The organism is Variovorax terrae (genome assembly GCF_022809125.1).
In the GTDB taxonomy this organism is placed as follows: domain Bacteria; phylum Pseudomonadota; class Gammaproteobacteria; order Burkholderiales; family Burkholderiaceae_C; genus Variovorax_A; species Variovorax_A terrae.
On the sequence record NZ_JALGBI010000001.1, the window covers coordinates 2,122,262 to 2,137,084 of the forward strand.

At 69.5% G+C, this 14,823-nt stretch carries 17 protein-coding genes; 6 read left to right on the top strand and 11 right to left on the bottom strand.

From position 1 onward, the window contains the following. Positions 1-3: 3 nt before the first annotated feature. Positions 4-849, top strand: coding sequence for a DUF8082 domain-containing protein (locus MMF98_RS10005; protein WP_243306129.1), 846 nt, complete (start codon positions 4-6; stop codon positions 847-849). A 60-nt stretch (positions 850-909) separates the two neighbouring features. On the opposite strand, the gene MMF98_RS10010 is transcribed toward MMF98_RS10005, so the two are convergent. Continuing rightward, positions 910-1,656: an ABC transporter ATP-binding protein gene (locus tag MMF98_RS10010; protein ID WP_243306130.1), complete on the bottom strand. Its 747-nt coding sequence runs from the start codon at positions 1,654-1,656 to the stop codon at positions 910-912. On the opposite strand from MMF98_RS10010, the gene MMF98_RS10015 reads away from it, so the two are divergent. From MMF98_RS10015 to MMF98_RS10025, 3 genes are read left to right on the top strand one after another with little or no spacing between them, the layout of a single operon-like run. Beyond that, complete coding sequence (locus tag MMF98_RS10015; protein ID WP_423837587.1) at positions 1,655-2,305, top strand: arylesterase; 651 nt, start codon at positions 1,655-1,657, stop codon at positions 2,303-2,305. The two genes, MMF98_RS10010 and MMF98_RS10015, sit on opposite strands and share 2 nt — an antisense overlap. Further along, positions 2,302-3,375 (top strand): tRNA 2-selenouridine(34) synthase MnmH, encoded by a 1,074-nt coding sequence (mnmH, locus tag MMF98_RS10020; RefSeq protein WP_243306132.1) that lies wholly within the window; start codon positions 2,302-2,304, stop codon positions 3,373-3,375. Before MMF98_RS10015 ends, mnmH begins: the two co-directional genes overlap by 4 nt. Then, positions 3,372-4,472, top strand: coding sequence for an SMP-30/gluconolactonase/LRE family protein (locus MMF98_RS10025; RefSeq protein WP_243306133.1), 1,101 nt, complete (start codon positions 3,372-3,374; stop codon positions 4,470-4,472). Before mnmH ends, MMF98_RS10025 begins: the two co-directional genes overlap by 4 nt. 15 nt (positions 4,473-4,487) lie before the next feature. On the opposite strand, the gene MMF98_RS10030 is transcribed toward MMF98_RS10025, so the two are convergent. Both MMF98_RS10030 and MMF98_RS10035 read right to left on the bottom strand, forming a co-directional pair. Further along, positions 4,488-4,682: a hypothetical protein gene (locus tag MMF98_RS10030; protein ID WP_243306134.1), complete on the bottom strand. Its 195-nt coding sequence runs from the start codon at positions 4,680-4,682 to the stop codon at positions 4,488-4,490. Positions 4,683-4,767: 85 nt separating this feature from the next. Then, a complete protein-coding gene (locus tag MMF98_RS10035) occupies positions 4,768-5,958 on the bottom strand; it encodes a PLP-dependent transferase (protein WP_243306135.1) in 1,191 nt (396 codons plus the stop codon). A 45-nt stretch (positions 5,959-6,003) separates the two neighbouring features. Here MMF98_RS10035 and MMF98_RS10040 point away from each other — a divergent pair, with 45 nt between their 5' ends. After that, a complete protein-coding gene (locus MMF98_RS10040; protein ID WP_243306136.1) occupies positions 6,004-6,873 on the top strand; it encodes a helix-turn-helix domain-containing protein in 870 nt (289 codons plus the stop codon). 36 nt (positions 6,874-6,909) lie between these two features. Next, positions 6,910-7,410, top strand: a complete 501-nt coding sequence (locus MMF98_RS10045) for a VOC family protein (protein WP_243306137.1) — start codon at positions 6,910-6,912, stop codon at positions 7,408-7,410. A 52-nt stretch (positions 7,411-7,462) separates the two neighbouring features. Here MMF98_RS10045 and MMF98_RS10050 read toward each other — a convergent pair whose 3' ends face one another. The 8 genes from MMF98_RS10050 to hfq all read right to left on the bottom strand — a co-directional run bounded on the left by MMF98_RS10050 (position 7,463) and on the right by hfq (position 14,809). Then, the gene (locus MMF98_RS10050; protein ID WP_243306138.1) at positions 7,463-7,987 is read right to left on the bottom strand and encodes a phosphoribosyltransferase; all 525 of its coding nucleotides are present in this window, start codon (positions 7,985-7,987) and stop codon (positions 7,463-7,465) included. 66 nt (positions 7,988-8,053) lie between these two features. Further along, on the bottom strand, positions 8,054-9,385 hold the full coding sequence (locus MMF98_RS10055; protein WP_243306139.1) for an adenylosuccinate synthase: 1,332 nt from the start codon (positions 9,383-9,385) through the stop codon (positions 8,054-8,056). A 63-nt stretch (positions 9,386-9,448) separates the two neighbouring features. Beyond that, the gene (locus MMF98_RS10060; protein ID WP_243306140.1) at positions 9,449-10,597 is read right to left on the bottom strand and encodes an ATP phosphoribosyltransferase regulatory subunit; all 1,149 of its coding nucleotides are present in this window, start codon (positions 10,595-10,597) and stop codon (positions 9,449-9,451) included. 69 nt (positions 10,598-10,666) lie between these two features. Then, complete coding sequence (locus MMF98_RS10065) at positions 10,667-10,855, bottom strand: DUF2065 domain-containing protein (RefSeq protein WP_243306141.1); 189 nt, start codon at positions 10,853-10,855, stop codon at positions 10,667-10,669. Between the two features lie 21 nt (positions 10,856-10,876). Continuing rightward, the gene (hflC, locus tag MMF98_RS10070) at positions 10,877-11,779 is read right to left on the bottom strand and encodes a protease modulator HflC (RefSeq protein ID WP_243306142.1); all 903 of its coding nucleotides are present in this window, start codon (positions 11,777-11,779) and stop codon (positions 10,877-10,879) included. Between the two features lie 99 nt (positions 11,780-11,878). Then, positions 11,879-13,270, bottom strand: a complete 1,392-nt coding sequence (gene hflK / locus MMF98_RS10075) for an FtsH protease activity modulator HflK (protein WP_243306143.1) — start codon at positions 13,268-13,270, stop codon at positions 11,879-11,881. Positions 13,271-13,312: 42 nt separating this feature from the next. Continuing rightward, positions 13,313-14,497: a GTPase HflX gene (gene hflX / locus MMF98_RS10080; RefSeq protein WP_243306144.1), complete on the bottom strand. Its 1,185-nt coding sequence runs from the start codon at positions 14,495-14,497 to the stop codon at positions 13,313-13,315. A gap of 60 nt (positions 14,498-14,557) precedes the next feature. Further along, positions 14,558-14,809 (bottom strand): RNA chaperone Hfq, encoded by a 252-nt coding sequence (hfq, locus tag MMF98_RS10085; protein ID WP_423837588.1) that lies wholly within the window; start codon positions 14,807-14,809, stop codon positions 14,558-14,560. Between the last annotated feature and the right edge of the window lie 14 nt (positions 14,810-14,823).

Here is a 14,823-nt window from a genome sequence, read left to right on the forward strand (position 1 = left end):
TCAATGAACCCGGAACCCGCCTCCCCCCCGCCGACGGAGCGGCCCGGGGCCCTGAGCCGCAACGTGGTGGTCACGCTGCTGTATGCCAGCCTGGCGGGCCTCTCGCGCTACACGGCCGCGCAGCAGGAGGGGCTGCGGGCGCGCTTTGGCGAGCTCGTGCGCAAGGCCCTGCTGGGCCTGGACAACTCGCCCCGCATCGTGATGGACAGCGCCGACGGCACCTCCGTCTGCTTCCTCGGCGACCCGGAAGAGGCGCTGTTGTCGGCGCGGCTGCTGCGCGACCTGCTGGTGCAGCGCTACAGCCGCATGCTGTCGGCGCGCATCGGGCTGCACCTGGGGCCGGTGCGCCTGGTGAGCGGCGCCGCCGAGCGCACCAACGTGCTGGGCGACGGCATCAACGTGGCGCAGCGCGTCATGGATTTCGCCCAGCCCAACCAGATCGTGGTGTCGCGCGCCTACCATGACCTGCTGGCGCGGCTGTGCGAGCAGGAGGCCGGCCACCAGTTCGACCCGCTGGGGCCGCATCTGGACAAGCACCTGCGGGCGCACGAGATCTACGCCGTGCTGCCGCCGCAGCCCCGGCCGCCCGCACCCGCGCCGGACCAGTCCCAGCTCGAGCACACCTCGCCGCAGCGCGGCCTGGCGGTGCCGGCCCCCGACGTGGTGGCCGCCATCGAAAGCGAGCTGGAACGGCTCATCGGCCCGCTGGCGCGCGTGCTCGTGCACAAGGCGCTGCCGCGCGTCGTCAGCACCCAGGCATTGCGCGAGCTGCTGGCCTGCGCCATCCCGGACGCCGCCGCGCGCGACAATTTTGCCAACCTGCGGGCGGCGGGCGGGCGCCCGGCCTGAGCCCGGACGCTATCAAAACCATAGCTGCCGAGAACCGCGGGACAAGGACATCGCCCCGATTCAGTCCTGATTTCTGGAAATCCGCCCGGCCTCGATGGTGATGCGGTGCTCGCAGCGCGCCGCGATGCCGCGGTCGTGCGTGACCAGCACCAGCGTCGTGCCCAGCTCGCGGTTGAGGTCGAACATCAGCTCCATCACCTTCTCGCCGGTGGCGAAGTCGAGGCTGCCGGTGGGCTCGTCGGCCAGCAGCACGGCCGGCTGCACCACGAAGGCGCGGGCCAGCGCCACGCGCTGCTGCTCGCCGCCCGACAGCACCTTGGGGTAGTGGCCCAGGCGCTCGCCCAGGCCCACGCGCGCCAGCATCTCGGTGGCGGCGCGGCGCGAGTCGCGACGGTCCGCCAGCTCCAGCGGCAGCATCACGTTCTCCAGCGCCGTGAGGTTGCCCATGAGCTGGAAGCTCTGGAACACGAAGCCGACCTTCTGCGCGCGCAGCGCGGCGCGCTCGTCCTCGTCGATGGCGAACAGGTCCTGCCCGGCCAGCCGCACCGTGCCGCGCGTGGGCGTGTCCAGCCCCGCGATGATGGACAGCAGCGTGCTCTTGCCCGAGCCCGAGGCGCCCACGATGGCGGCGGTCTCCCGCGGCGCCAGCCGGAAATCAATATCGCGCAAAATGTCGAGCGTGCCGGTGGAATCGGTCACGGACTTGTGGACATGCTCCACGGCGATGATCGGCCCGGCCGCGCCGGCGGCCTCCAGGGAAGGCCGCGACGCGGAGGGAACACCGGTTTCGAACAGGGTTTCGGGCATGAAAGGCTCAGTTTTGAATCGACGACACTTTATCGCGGCCGCCGCCTGCGGCCCGGCTCTGTGGGCATTCGCCGCGCCGGCCCCGCCGACGGGCAAGACCATCCTGATCCTGGGCGACTCGCTCAGCGCCGAGTATGGCCTGAAACGCGGCAGCGGTTGGGCGGCCCTGCTGGCGCAGCGCCTGGCGGCGCAGAAAATCCCGGCCCAGGTGGTCAACGCCAGCATCAGCGGCGACACCACCTCGGGCGGGCGCTCGCGGCTGGGCGCGCTGCTGGCGCAGCACAAGCCGGCGGTGGTGGTGATCGAGCTTGGCGGCAACGACGCGCTGCGCGGCCTGCCGCTGTCCATGACCGAGGACAACCTGAACCAGATGACCGAGGCCGCGCAGCAGGCCGGCGCCAAGGTGCTGCTGGTGGGCATGCAGGTGCCGCCCAACTACGGCGCCGACTACGGCAACCGCTTCGCAGCGCTGTTCGGCAAGGTGGCCCAGGCGCGCAAGGCGGCCGTGGTGCCGTTCTTCCTCAAGGGCATCGCCGACGGCCCCGATCCCACCCGGCTGTTCCAGGCCGACCGCATCCACCCGCGCGAAGAGGCGCATCCCGCGATGCTGGACAACGTGTGGCCTGAGCTGAAAAAGCTGCTGCGGTGAGCGTGCACACCATTCCCGCCGCCGAAGCCCTGCGGCGCCTGGGCGACGGGCCGGACGGCTTCAGCGCCGTGATCGACGCGCGCAGCGAAGGCGAATTCGCGCTCGACCACCTGCCCGGCGCGCTGAACTGGCCCTCGCTCGACGACGAGCAGCGCAAGCTCATTGGCACCCTGTACAAGCAGGTCAGCCCGTTCGAGGCGCAAAAGCGCGGCGCCGCGCTGGTGGCGGCCAACATCGCGCGCCACATCGAGCGCGAGGTGCTGGACAAGCCCAAGCACTGGCGCCCGCTGGTCTACTGCTGGCGCGGCGGCAAGCGCAGCGGCTCGCTGGCGCTGGTGCTGGGCCAGATCGGCTTTCGCGTGACGCTGATCGAAGGCGGCTACAAGGCCTTTCGCGGCGCCCTGCTCGAAGCCCTGCCCGGTGCGGCCGCTCGGCTGCGCTACCAGGTGATCTGCGGCCCCACCGGCTCGGGCAAGACCCGGCTGCTGGCCGCGCTGGCCGAGGCCGGCGCCCAGGTGCTCGACCTGGAGGCGCTGGCCAGCCACCGCAGCTCGGTGCTGGGCAGCATTCCGGGCCAGCCGCAGCCTAGCCAGAAGCGCTTCGACACGCTGGTGTGGGACGCGCTGCGGCACTTCGACCCGGCACGCCCGGTGTTCGTGGAAAGCGAGAGCAAGAAGGTCGGCAACCTCGCCGTGCCCGGCGACCTGATCGCGGCCATGCGCGCCAGCCCCTGCCTGAGCCTGGAGCTGCCCGACGACGAGCGCGTGGCGCTGCTGCTGGAAGACTACGATTTCTTCGCGCGCGACACCGCGCTGTTCTGCGAGCGGCTCGATGCGCTGGTGGAGCTGCGCGGCAAGGCCGTGGTGCAGGGCTGGAAAGACCACCTGCACGCCGGGCGCATCGACACCGTGGTGCGCGAGCTGCTGGCCCGGCACTACGACCCGGGCTACGAGCGCTCGATGCAGAACAACTTCAGCCACTACGATGCTGCAAAAACCATAGCAGCCGTTGACCGCTCGGCGCGGACCCTGGCCGCTTTGGCCCAGAAAATCATCGAGGAGACACCATGATGCGCAAGCTGTTCCTGGTGCTGGGCGCCCTGCTCGCGCTGCTGGCCGCCTACCTGTGCCTGTGGCCGGTGCCGATCGAGCCCGTGAGCTGGAACGCCCCCGTGCCGCCGGGCTACACGGGGCCGTATGCCGTCAATCAGCGGCTGGCCGGGCTGCGCACCATCTCCCTGGGCCAGGAAAGCGGCCCCGAGCATGTCGCGATCGGCCGCGACGGCCGGCTATACACCACGGTGGCCAGCGGCAACATCCTGCGCATGGCGCCCGACGGCAGCGCGCAGGAGGTGTTCGTGAACACCGGCGGGCGCGTGCTGGGGTTCGACTTCGACGCCGCCGGCAACCTGATCGCCGCCGACGCCTACCGCGGCCTGCTCTCCATCGCGCCCGACCGGAAGATCACGATGCTGGCCGACCGCGTCAACGGCGAGCCGATCCGCTATGCCGACGCCGTGGTGGTGGCGCGAAGCGGCCGGATGTATTTCAGCGATGCCTCGACGCGCTTCGGCGCTCGCGAATGGGGCGGCACCTTCGAGGCCAGCGTGCTCGACATCCTGGAGCAGTCGGCCACCGGCCGCATCCTCGAATACGACCCGGCCACCCGCGCGGTGCGCGTGGTGGCGCGCGGGCTGAGCTTCGCCAACGGCGTGGCGCTGGGGCAGGACGAGCAGACCCTGTTCGTGAGCGAGACCGGCCGCTACCGCATCTGGAAGATCGCGCTCGAGGCGCGCGACCTGGACATCACCCAGGCCAGCCCGCTGGCGCAGCTGCTGTTCGACAACCTGCCGGGCTACCCCGACAACCTGATGCGCGGGCGGGACGGAAAGATCTGGGTCGGGCTGGTCAAGCCGCGCAACGCCACGGTCGACCGGCTGGCCTCGCAGCCCTTCATGCGCCGGCTCACGCTGCGCCTGCCGCGCGCGATGTGGCCGATCCCGCCGGCCTATGGCCACGTGATGGCATTCACGGAAGCGGGCCGGGTGGTGGCGGATCTGCAGGACCCGTCAGGGGCCTACCCCGAAACCACGGGCGTCACGGAAACGGCCGACCGGCTCTATATCCAGAGCCTGCATGCCCATGGGCTGGGCTGGCTGCCTCGATAAGGCGGGTAAGGCAGATCAGGATTGCGCGGGGGTGTCGGGCGGCGTGCCCGGTGCGGCGGGATCAGCGGGCGCGGCGTCTTCCGGCGCTTCCTCACCCTCGACGGCTCCGCCAGTCTTCAACTCGGCCTTGCGCTTGAGCTTTTCTTCCTTCTTGCGCTTCTTGGCGAGTTCTTTCTGGCGTTTTTCGTAACCGTAGTTGGGTGTGGCCACTGTTCGATCCGTTTCTTTGTATCCGCTGTATTGAAGCGCCCAATGTAAGCGATAAACATGCCCGCGCCAGCGCGGGCCCCGAAATTTACATACAGGCCAGCGCCTGCGCCAGATCGGCCTGCAAGTCCTGCGGCACCTCCAGCCCGACCGAGAAGCGCACCAGCACGCCCCGGTGCGGCCAGGTGCCGAGGCTGGCGTCGCGCATGGCGGCCATGTCGTACGGCACCACCAGGCTGATCGGCCCGCCCCACGAGTAACCGAGCTTGAACAGCCGCAGGCCGTCGCAGAAGCGGTCCACCTGCGGCGTGCCGTAGCGCTCGTGGAACACCACCGAGAACAGCCCGGCCGCGCCGTCGCGCGCGCCGCACAGCGCGCGCCAGTGCGCATGGCCCGGCGAGCCTTCGAGCGCCGGGTGCAGCACCTGCGCGATCTCGGGCCGCCCCTGCATCCAGCGCGCCAGCTCGCGCGCCGCGCGGTCGTGCGCCTGGTAGCGCAGCGCCAGGCTCGGCAGCGAGCGCAGCAGCAGCTCGGCATCGTTGCCGGCCACGCCCAGGCCCAGGCGCATGTGGGTCAGCTTCAGGCGCATGTGCAGGGCCGGATCGCGCGTGATGACGCTGCCCATCAGCACATCGCCGCCGCCGCTCGGGTACTTGGTCAGGGCATGGACCGAGATGTCGGCGCCCGTGCCGTCGCCGAAGTCGAACGGATTGAAAGCCAGGCCGGCGCCCCAGGTGTTGTCGAGCACGGTGGTCACGCCGCGCTCGCGGCACAGGCGCGCCAGCGCGGGCAGGTCGGGAAACTCCAGCGTCACCGAGCCGGCGGCCTCGAGCCAGACCAGCCGGGTCTGCGGCGTGATCTTGGCCGCCAGATCGGCCGGGTTCATCGCATCGTAGAGCCGGTGGCGGATGCCCCAGGCCTGCAGCTCGCCCTCGGCCAGCGCCTTGTTGGGGCCGTAGGCGTTGTCGGGAATCAGCACCTCGTCGCCGGTCTTGAGCAAGGCCAGCGCCACATTGGCGATGGCCGCCAGGCCGCTGGGCACCAGCAGGCATTGCAGTCCGCCTTCGAGCGCGCACAGCCGCTCTTCGAGGATGAAGGTGGTGGGCGTGCCGTGCAGGCCGTAGGTGTAGCCCGATTTGTCTTTCCACTCGCGCGAGCGCATCGCCGCGACATTGGGAAAGATCACGGTGGACGCCTTGAACACGCCCGGCTGGGGCGCGACGAAGCCCGCGGGCGGGGCATAGGGGTGATGGATCAGGCCTGTGGAGGGGTTGCTCATCACGCCATATTAGCCGGGCGCGCGGTTCCCGGTTACATTGCGCCCATGCTCCACACGCGCATCCCGGGGCCGGCACTGCGCCCCTTCGTCCAGACGCTGTGGGCCACCAGCCCCAGGGCCGCCGCGCCCGGGCCGGCCGCGGCGCGCGAGCATGTGCTGCCCACCGGCAGCATGCACCTCGTGTTCCGCCTCTCGGGCCCGCCGCTGCGCCTGTTCGACGGCAGCGGCGGCCTGCGGGAAACCACCCTGGGCCACGCCGTGGTGGGCGGGGCGCGCGCCACCTACTACGCCAAGGATGTCTCGGAGCCGGTCAGCTCCGTCGGCGCCCAGTTGCGCCCGGGCGCCAGCCGGCTGCTGCTGGGGGCGCCGGCCGATGCGCTGGCCGGCTGCCACACGCCGCTGGACGCGCTGTGGGGCCCGGCCGCCGCGCTGGCGCTGGAGCGGCTGCACGACGCCGGCCCGCCCGAGCGGCAACTCGCCCTGCTCGAGGCGCTGCTGACGGCGCGGCTGTCCGCCCTTCCCGGCCCGCGCGGCCTGCATCCCGCCGTGGCGCAGGCGCTGCACGGCCTCGGCGGCGGCCTGGGCATCCAGGAGGCCGTGCGGCACAGCGGCTACAGCCATCGCCGCTTCATCGCGCTGTTTCGCGAGGCCACGGGCCTGCCGCCCAAGCTGTACGGCCGCGTGCTGCGGTTCCAGGGCGTGCTGCACCGCCTCGCGCAGGACCCGGCGGCCGGCTGGGCCGGGCTGGCCCTGGCCGCCGGCTACAGCGACCAGGCGCATTTCAACCGCGACTTCCGCGAATTCACGGGCCTCGTGCCGCAGGCCTACCGCCGGGCCGCGCCGGAGCAGGCCAACCATGTACCGGTGGAGGTCAATTCTGTTCAAGACCGGCGCCCTGGGCCGCGCTTACAGTGACCGCAGCGGCCATCCCCCCCATCACAGGAGTTCCCCATGGCGATCCACGAATTGTTTCCCTACCTGCATGTCGACAACGCCGGCCGGGCGATCGAGTTCTACACCCGGGCCTTCGGCGTGAAGGAGCTGTTCCGCCTGACCGAGCCCAGCGGGCGCATCGGCCATGCGGAGCTGGACTTCAACGGCGCCGTCCTGATGCTGTGCGACGAATTCCCCGAGTACGGCATCCGCAGCGCTGCCACCCTCGGCGCCACCTCGGTCACCCTGCACCTGCATGTGGACGACGCGGACGCGCTGATCGCGCAGGCCGTGGCGGCGGGCGCCAGCCTGGACATCGCGCCGCAGGACCACTTCTATGGCGAGCGTTCGGGCAGCATCCGCGACCCGTTCGGCCACCGCTGGAACATCGGCCACAGCATCGAGAAGGTGGCGCCCGAAGAGATGCAGCGCCGCTACACCGAGCTGCTGCTCCAGGGCGATGGCTGCAACGCTGGGAGCAGCCCGGCTTCGGCTCCCGGGAACACGTCCGCCCCGTGAGACCTGCCAAGCCCCTTCGCCGCAGCGCCGCGGCCGGGCAGCGATCAGCCGCTCAGAGCTTCCACTTCTCCAGCAGCTGCGCCGGACGCAGGGCGTCGTAGCCTTCGAAGGGCTGGTGGATCCAGGGGTTGGTGGGCAGGAATTCCACCGAGTAGTCGGGCGTGAAGGTGGAGACGCCCTTGGTCCAGATCACCGCGCTGCGCAGCTCGGTGATGGGCTGGTAGTTGTTGCGCAGCTGGTTGATGACGGCCTTGAGCGTGTGGCCCGAGTCGGCCAGGTCGTCCACCAGCAGCACCTTGCCGGCGATCTCGCCCTTGGGCGTGGTGATGAAGCGGGCGATGTCCAGGTGGCCCTGGATCGTGCCGGCGTCGGCGCGGTAGGAGCTGGTGGACATGATGGCCAGCGGCTTGTCGAAGATGCGCGAAAGAATGTCGCCGGGGCGCATGCCGCCGCGCGCCAGGCACAGGATGGTGTCGAACTCCCAGCCCGACTGGTGGACCTTGAGCGCGAGCTTCTCGATCAGGCTGTGGTACTCGTCGTAGCTCACGTACAGGTGTTTGCCGTCTTCGGTCAACATTCGATTTGCTCCTGAATTAATAGCATGAAATGGCCAGAGCGCCTGGACTATTGGCTGATTTGATCTTCAATCCGCCAGAAACGGGTGGCGCATCATGATGGTGTGGTCGCGGTCCGGGCTGGTGGACACCATGTGGATCGGCACGCCCGTGGCATGCTCGATGCGCTGCAGGTACAGGCGCGCATTGATGGGCAGCTCGTCGTACTCCGTGATGCCCACGGTGCTTTCGCTCCAGCCGTCCATCACCTCGTAGACCGGCTTGCAGCGCGCGATGTCGTCGGCGCCCAGCGGCAGGATGTCGATCTGTTCGCCGTCGAGCTCGTAGCCGGTACACAGCTGCAGCGTCTCGAGGCCGTCGAGCACGTCGAGCTTGGTGATGCACAGGCCGGACAGGCCGTTGACCTGGGCGCTGCGCTTGAGCAGCGCGGCGTCGAACCAGCCGCAGCGGCGGCTGCGCCCGGTGGTCACGCCCTTCTCGGCGCCCACGGTCGACAGGTGGTAGCCCACGGTGCCCGGCGTGGCCCAGTCGAGCTCGGTCGGGAACGGGCCGCCGCCCACGCGGGTGCAGTAGGCCTTGGTAATGCCCAGGATGTAGTGCAGCATGCCCGGGCCCACGCCCGAGCCCGCGGCGGCGTTGCCGGCCACGCAGTTGCTGGAGGTGACGTAGGGGTAGGTGCCATGGTCCACGTCGAGCAGCGTGCCCTGGGCGCCTTCGAACAGCAGGTTGTCGCCGTGCAGGTGCGCCTCGTTGAGCTCGTACGACACGTCGGCCATCATCGGGCGCAGCAGCTCGGCGTGCTTCATCGACTCGGCATAGACCGTGTCGAAGTCGATCGCCGGCGCGTGCAGCCAAGTGGTGAGCACGTGGTTGTGCAGCGCCAGCAGGTCCTTGAGCTTGGCGGCGAAGCGCTCGGGGTGCTTCAGGTCCTGCACGCGCAGCGCGCGGCGCGCGATCTTGTCCTCGTAGGCCGGGCCGATGCCGCGGCCGGTGGTGCCGATCTTCTCGGTGCCGCCCTTCTCGCGCAGCGCCTCGCGCGCCACGTCCAGCGCCGCGTGGAACGGCAGGATCAGCGGGCAGGCCTCGCTGATGCGCAGGCGCGAACGCACCTCGACGCCGGCCTTCTCCAGCCCTTCGATCTCCTCGAACAGCTTGGCAGCCGACAGCACCACGCCGTTGCCGATGTAGCACTTGACGCCCGGGCGCATGATGCCGCTGGGAATCAGGTGCAGCGCGGTCTTGACGCCGTTGATGACCAGCGTGTGGCCCGCGTTGTGGCCGCCCTGGAACCGCACCACGCCCTGGGCGCTCTCGGTCAGCCAGTCGACCAGCTTGCCCTTGCCCTCGTCGCCCCACTGGGTGCCGACCACGACCACGTTGCGCCCGGTTGTCTTGCTCATAAAACTCTCAATCCTTCAGAAAATCGGTCGCCGGCGGGCTGCCCGCCCCAGCGCGACCGGAACTCAAACAGCTTTCACGACCCACTGCCCCGCGGCCTGCACCAGCTCGCGGTCGCAATGGAACTCATCGACTTCGCTCTCGTGGCCGGGCAGCACGCAGACCACGGTTTCGCCGCGCCGGCGCAGCGCGGCGATGGCCGCGCGCAGCTCGGGCGCCTCGCCCCAGGGCGCGCGGATCGCGGCCTTGAGCGGGCGCGGCGCGACTGCGCCGACCAGCTGCCGCACATCGAGGCTGAAGCCCACCGCAGGCCGGTTGCGCCCGAACACGGCGCCGACCTCGTCGTAGCGGCCGCCGCGCACCAGCGCATCGCTGGCGCCCTGGGCATAGATGGCGAAGCGCGCGCCGCTGTAGTAGGCGTAGCCGCGCAGGTCGGCCAGATCGAAGGTGACCCGGGTGCCGCCCAGGTGCGAGGCCAGCCACTTCAGGTTCGACAGCGCCTCGCGCAGCACCGGCGTGGACTTGAGGGCCTTTTCGGCCTCGTCGAGCACCTTCTCGTCGCCATAGAGCTGCACCAGCGCGCGCAGGCCGTCGCGCGAGGCGGCGGGGAAGTCGCGGGTCAGGCCGGCGAGCTCGCTGGCGTCCTTGGCGGCCAGCGCGGCATGCACGCGCGCCAGCACGGCGGCCTCCACCGGCACGCCGGACAGCAGCGAGCGCACGATGCGCGCATCGGCCATGTCCACGCTGATGTCCTGCACCTGCGCGGCCTTCAGGCAGTCGAGCGCGAGCTGCAGGATTTCGAGGTCGGCCTCCAGGCCGGCATGGCCGTAGATTTCGGCGCCGAACTGCAGCGGCTCGCGCGTGGCGTGCGGCCGGTCGGGCCGGGTGTGCAGCACCGGACCGCAGTAGCACAGGCGGGCCACGCCGCTGCGGTTGAGCAGGTGGGCGTCGATGCGGGCGACCTGCGGCGTGGTGTCGGCGCGCAGGCCCATCATGCGGCCCGAGAGCTGGTCCACCAGCTTGAAGGTCTGCAGGTCGAGCGCCTCGCCGGTGCCGGTGAGCAGCGACTCCAGGTGCTCCAGCAGCGGCGGCATGACCAGCTCGTAGCCGTAGCTGCGGGCGGTGTCGAGCAAATCGCGGCGGAGTTCTTCGATGTGCCGGGCCTCGGAAGGCAGAACATCGGCGATGTGATCCGGCAGGACCCAAGCAGACATGGGGATTTTGGGAGGCTGTTAAAAACGTGATTTTACCGGGCTTGGGAGCGCCCGGACGGGCCCTGGCGATTACAGCAGCAGCCAGATCAACAAAAGCCCGGCCACGATGCTGCACAGGCCGAAAAAGCGGATCTGCCCGTCATGCAGTTGCAGGATCTGCTGGAACATGCGGCGCCAGGCGGCCGGCGAGAGAAACGGCAACAGGCCCTCGATCACGAGGACCAGCGCCACGGCGGCCCAGAAGGTGTCGCTGTCCAAGCGCGAAAGGCCCGGGCCTTCTTACTTGCGGGCCGGCGCCGCGGGCGCGGCGGCGCCGCGGAACACCTTGAAGAACTCGGAAGACGCAGGGTCGAGCACCATCACGTCGCCCTTCTTGTTGAAGCTGGCCTTGTAGGCGTCGAGGCTGCGGTAGAACTGCGCGAACTGCGGGTCGCGGCCGAAGGCATCGGCGTAGATGCGCGCGGCCTCGGCATCGCCCTCGCCCTTGATCTTCTGGGCATCGCGGTAGGCGTTGGCGATGATCACCTCGCGCTGGCGGTCGGCGTCGGCGCGGATCTTCTCGCCCTCGGCGGCGCCGGTGGAGCGCAGTTCATTGGCCACGCGCTTGCGCTCGGCCTCCATGCGGCGGTAGACCGATTCGGTGATGGCCTCGACGTAGTCGGCGCGCGTGATGCGCACGTCCACCACGTCCACGCCCCAGGGCTTGGCGCCCTTGACCACTTCGAGCACCTCGCGCTTGACGTCGGCCATCAGGGCCTCGCGCTTGAGCGACAGCAGGTCCTTCACGGTGCGCTTGTTGATCTCTTCCTGGAAGGCGTTGCGCACCACGCGGTTGAGCTGGTTGGCGCCGGCGTTCTCGTCCAGGCCCACGTTGCGGATGTACTCCGAGGGATCGGTGATGCGCCAGCGCACGTACCAGTCGATCACCACGCGCTGCTTCTCGGCCGTCAGCATGGGCTCGGTGTCGGTGCTGTCGAGCGTGAGCAGGCGCTTGTCGATGTACGAGACGTTCTGGAACGGCGGCGGCAGCTTGACGTTGAGCCCCGGCTCGGTGATCACTTCCTTGATCTGGCCGAGCGCGTACACCACGCCGAACTGGCGCTGGTCGACCACGAACAGCGTGGAACTCAGCAGCGCCAGCACCACCAGCAGCGACGAAACGATAAAACCTATTCTGTTCATTTCTGGACTCCCGCCGGGCCGCCGTCTGGCCGGCCTGCGCCCCCTCCGGAGGGCTGTAGATCAATATGAGCGAAGGATGGCATCAGCATGCGCCCCTGGCTAGCGTGTTTCGCGTTCGCGCGAACGCGCACCGTCGCGCGAGCGCGCATCGCTGGACAGGCTCGAGGATGCCGAGGGCAGCGTCGGCACCGTGGAGACGCTGCCGGCCGGGCCGTTCTGCGCCTCGGCGCCGGGCGCCGGCGGCGTTCCGGTCTGCTGCAGGATCTTGTCCAGCGGCAGGTACAGCAGGTTGGAGCCCTGCTTGGAGTCCACCAGCACCTTGGTGACGTTGCCGTAGATCTGCTGCATGGTGTCGAGGTACATGCGGTCGCGCGTGACCTGCGGCGCCTTCTGGTATTCGGCCAGCACGGAGCGGAAGCGCTGCGCATCGCCCTGCGCCTGCGCCACGATGCGCGCCTTGTAGGCCTCGGACTCTTCCTTGAGGCGCGAGGCCGAGCCGGCCGCGCGCGGGATCACGTCGTTGGCATAGGCCTGGGCCTCGTTCTTGGCGCGCTCGCGCTCCTGGCCGGCCTTGAGCACGTCGTCGAAGGCCGCCTGCACCTGCTCGGGCGGACGCACGCCGCCCTGCTGCAGGTTGATGCCCACGACCTCGATGCCCACGTTGTAGCGGTCCAGGATGGTCTGCATCAGCTTGCGCACGCGCGGGCCGATCTGGTCGCGCTCGTCGGTCAGCACCGAATCCATCTTCATCTTGCCCACCACCTCGCGCACCGCCGTCTCGGCCGCCTGCACCACGGCCTCGCTGGGGTTCTTGCTCTCGAACAGGTAGGCACGCGCGTCGTTCAGGCGGTATTGCACGGCGAACTTGATCTCGACGATGTTCTCGTCTTCCGTCAGCATGGCCGACTCGCGCAGGCCCGTGCTCTTGATGACGGAGTCGCGCCCCACGTCGACCGAGCGGATCTGTGTCACGAACACCAGCTCATGGCGCTGGATCGGGTACGGCAGGCGCCAGTTGAAGCCCGCACCCACCGTGGTCTTGTACTTGCCGAACTGCGTGATCACGGCCTGCTGGCCTTCCTGCACGATGAAGAAGCCGGTGCCCAGCCAGATCAGCGCCACCACGGCGGCGACCAGCCCGACCCCGATGCCGGCGCTGCGCATGTCGGGCTGGAAGCCCCCGCCATTGCCACCGCCGAAGCCGCCCTTGTTATTGCCGCGACCGCCATTCTTGCCGCCGCCGAACAGGCCGCCTAGCTTGCGGTTGAAATCGCGCCACAGCTCGTCCAGGTCCGGCGGGCCCTGGTTCGGCCCCTGGCCGCGGCCGTTGCCGTTCTGCGGGGGCGGCACCGGCGGCTCGCCCTCCGGGCGGGAGCCTTCGGAGGACTTGCCGTCCTCGCCCCGGCCCCAGCGCGGATCGTTGAGGTTGAACATCCCCCTGATGCGGCCTGGCAGCGCAGCCCATCGAAACAAGAATGGATTTGGATTCATGCGCACAGTCTCTTCTTTTGGTCGTGGCCCGATTGTGCCCAATCAGGCCGCGGCTTCGTGGAATTCGGTATCGTGGCGAAGGGGCATTGAGGGCATCGCGCTGGCCGCCATCTGCGCCAGCTGCTGGCGCAGCGCGGCCAGCCCCTCGCCGCTGCGCGCGCTGACGAACAGCCGGGGCGCCTGCACGCCGTCGACCTCGAACTGGTCGATCAGCGAGGGCGGCCGCTGCGCCGCGTCAATCGCGTCGAGCTTGTTGAACACCAGCACCTGCGGGATGTCGGCGGCGCCGATCTCCGCGAGCACGCGCTGGACTTCGGCCATCTGCTCCGGGTGGCCGGGATTCGCGCCATCCACCACATGCAGCAGCAGGTCGGCGTCGGCCGCCTCCTGCAGCGTGGCCTGGAAGGCGTCGATCAGGCCGTGCGGCAGGTCGCGGATGAAGCCCACGGTATCGGACAGCGAGACCGAGCGACCGCCGTCCTGCCCGTTGCCCAGGTAGAGCTGGCGCGTGGTGGTGTCCAGCGTGGCGAACAGCTGGTCGGCCGCATAGGCGCGGGCCTTGACCAGCGCGTTGAACAGCGTGGACTTGCCGGCATTGGTGTAGCCCACCAGCGAGATCGTGAAGGTGTCGCGCCGCTCGCGCTGGCGGCGCTGGGTGCTGCGCTGGCGCTTGACCTTGACCAGCCGCTCCTTGGTGCGCTTGATGGCCTCGCCGATCATGCGGCGGTCCAGTTCGATCTGCTTTTCACCCGGGCCGCCGCGCACGCCGGCGCCGCCGGTCTGGCGCTCCAGGTGGGACCAGCGCCGGACCAGCCGGGTGCTCACGTACTGCAGCCGGGCCAGCTCGACCTGCAGCTTGCCCTCGTGGCTGCGCGCGCGCTGCGCGAAGATCTCGAGGATCAGCAGCGTGCGGTCGTTGACCGGCAGGCCCAGGTGGCGTTCGAGGTTGCGCTGCTGCGCCGGGCTCAGCGACTGGTCGAACAGCACCTCGAGCGCGCCGTGCTGCTCGGCCAGGAACTTGATCTCGTCGGCCTTGCCGCTGCCCACGAACAGCGCCGCGTCGGGCGCCTTGCGCTTGCAGGTCAGGCGGGCGACCGGCGCCAGGCCGGCGGTCTGCGCGAGCAGGCCCAGTTCGTCAAGCTCGCCGTCGAAATGCGGCAAACCGAAATCGACCCCGACCAGGAGTACCGGGGTAGAAGGAGAATCAGGTGTGACAGGCGAGCTCAAATCAGCGAATCAGGGGTGTGACGCCCGCCCGTGGCCGCAGCTTGGAAGGCAACTGCGGAATCAGGCGGCGGCGCCGGGGTCGGCGTCCTCTGCCGTGGAGAAATTCACGGCGCGTCCCGGCACGATGGTCGAGATGGCGTGCTTGTACACCATCTGGGTCACGGTGTTGCGAAGCAGGACGACGTATTGGTCGAAGGACTCAATCTGGCCTTGCAGCTTGATGCCGTTGACGAGGTAAATCGACACGGGCACATGCTCACGGCGCAAGGTATTGAGGAAAGGATCTTGTAGTAACTGCCCTTTGTTGCTCACGATATTCTCCGTGT

Bases quoted from the DNA above. Each gene is read 5' to 3' on its own strand.
- MMF98_RS10005 (WP_243306129.1), top strand. From the start codon at position 4: ATGAACCCGGAACCCGCCTCCCCCCCGCCGACGGAGCGGCCCGGGGCC.
- MMF98_RS10015 (WP_423837587.1), top strand. From the start codon at position 1,655: ATGAAAGGCTCAGTTTTGAATCGACGACACTTTATCGCGGCCGCCGCC.
- MMF98_RS10010 (WP_243306130.1), bottom strand. From the start codon at position 1,656: ATGCCCGAAACCCTGTTCGAAACCGGTGTTCCCTCCGCGTCGCGGCCT.
- MMF98_RS10025 (WP_243306133.1), top strand. From the start codon at position 3,372: ATGATGCGCAAGCTGTTCCTGGTGCTGGGCGCCCTGCTCGCGCTGCTG.
- MMF98_RS10035 (WP_243306135.1), bottom strand. From the start codon at position 5,958: ATGAGCAACCCCTCCACAGGCCTGATCCATCACCCCTATGCCCCGCCC.
- MMF98_RS10040 (WP_243306136.1), top strand. From the start codon at position 6,004: ATGCTCCACACGCGCATCCCGGGGCCGGCACTGCGCCCCTTCGTCCAG.
- MMF98_RS10045 (WP_243306137.1), top strand. From the start codon at position 6,910: ATGGCGATCCACGAATTGTTTCCCTACCTGCATGTCGACAACGCCGGC.
- MMF98_RS10050 (WP_243306138.1), bottom strand. From the start codon at position 7,987: ATGTTGACCGAAGACGGCAAACACCTGTACGTGAGCTACGACGAGTAC.
- MMF98_RS10055 (WP_243306139.1), bottom strand. From the start codon at position 9,385: ATGAGCAAGACAACCGGGCGCAACGTGGTCGTGGTCGGCACCCAGTGG.
- MMF98_RS10060 (WP_243306140.1), bottom strand. From the start codon at position 10,597: ATGTCTGCTTGGGTCCTGCCGGATCACATCGCCGATGTTCTGCCTTCC.
- hflC (WP_243306142.1), bottom strand. From the start codon at position 11,779: ATGAACAGAATAGGTTTTATCGTTTCGTCGCTGCTGGTGGTGCTGGCG.
- hflK (WP_243306143.1), bottom strand. From the start codon at position 13,270: ATGAATCCAAATCCATTCTTGTTTCGATGGGCTGCGCTGCCAGGCCGC.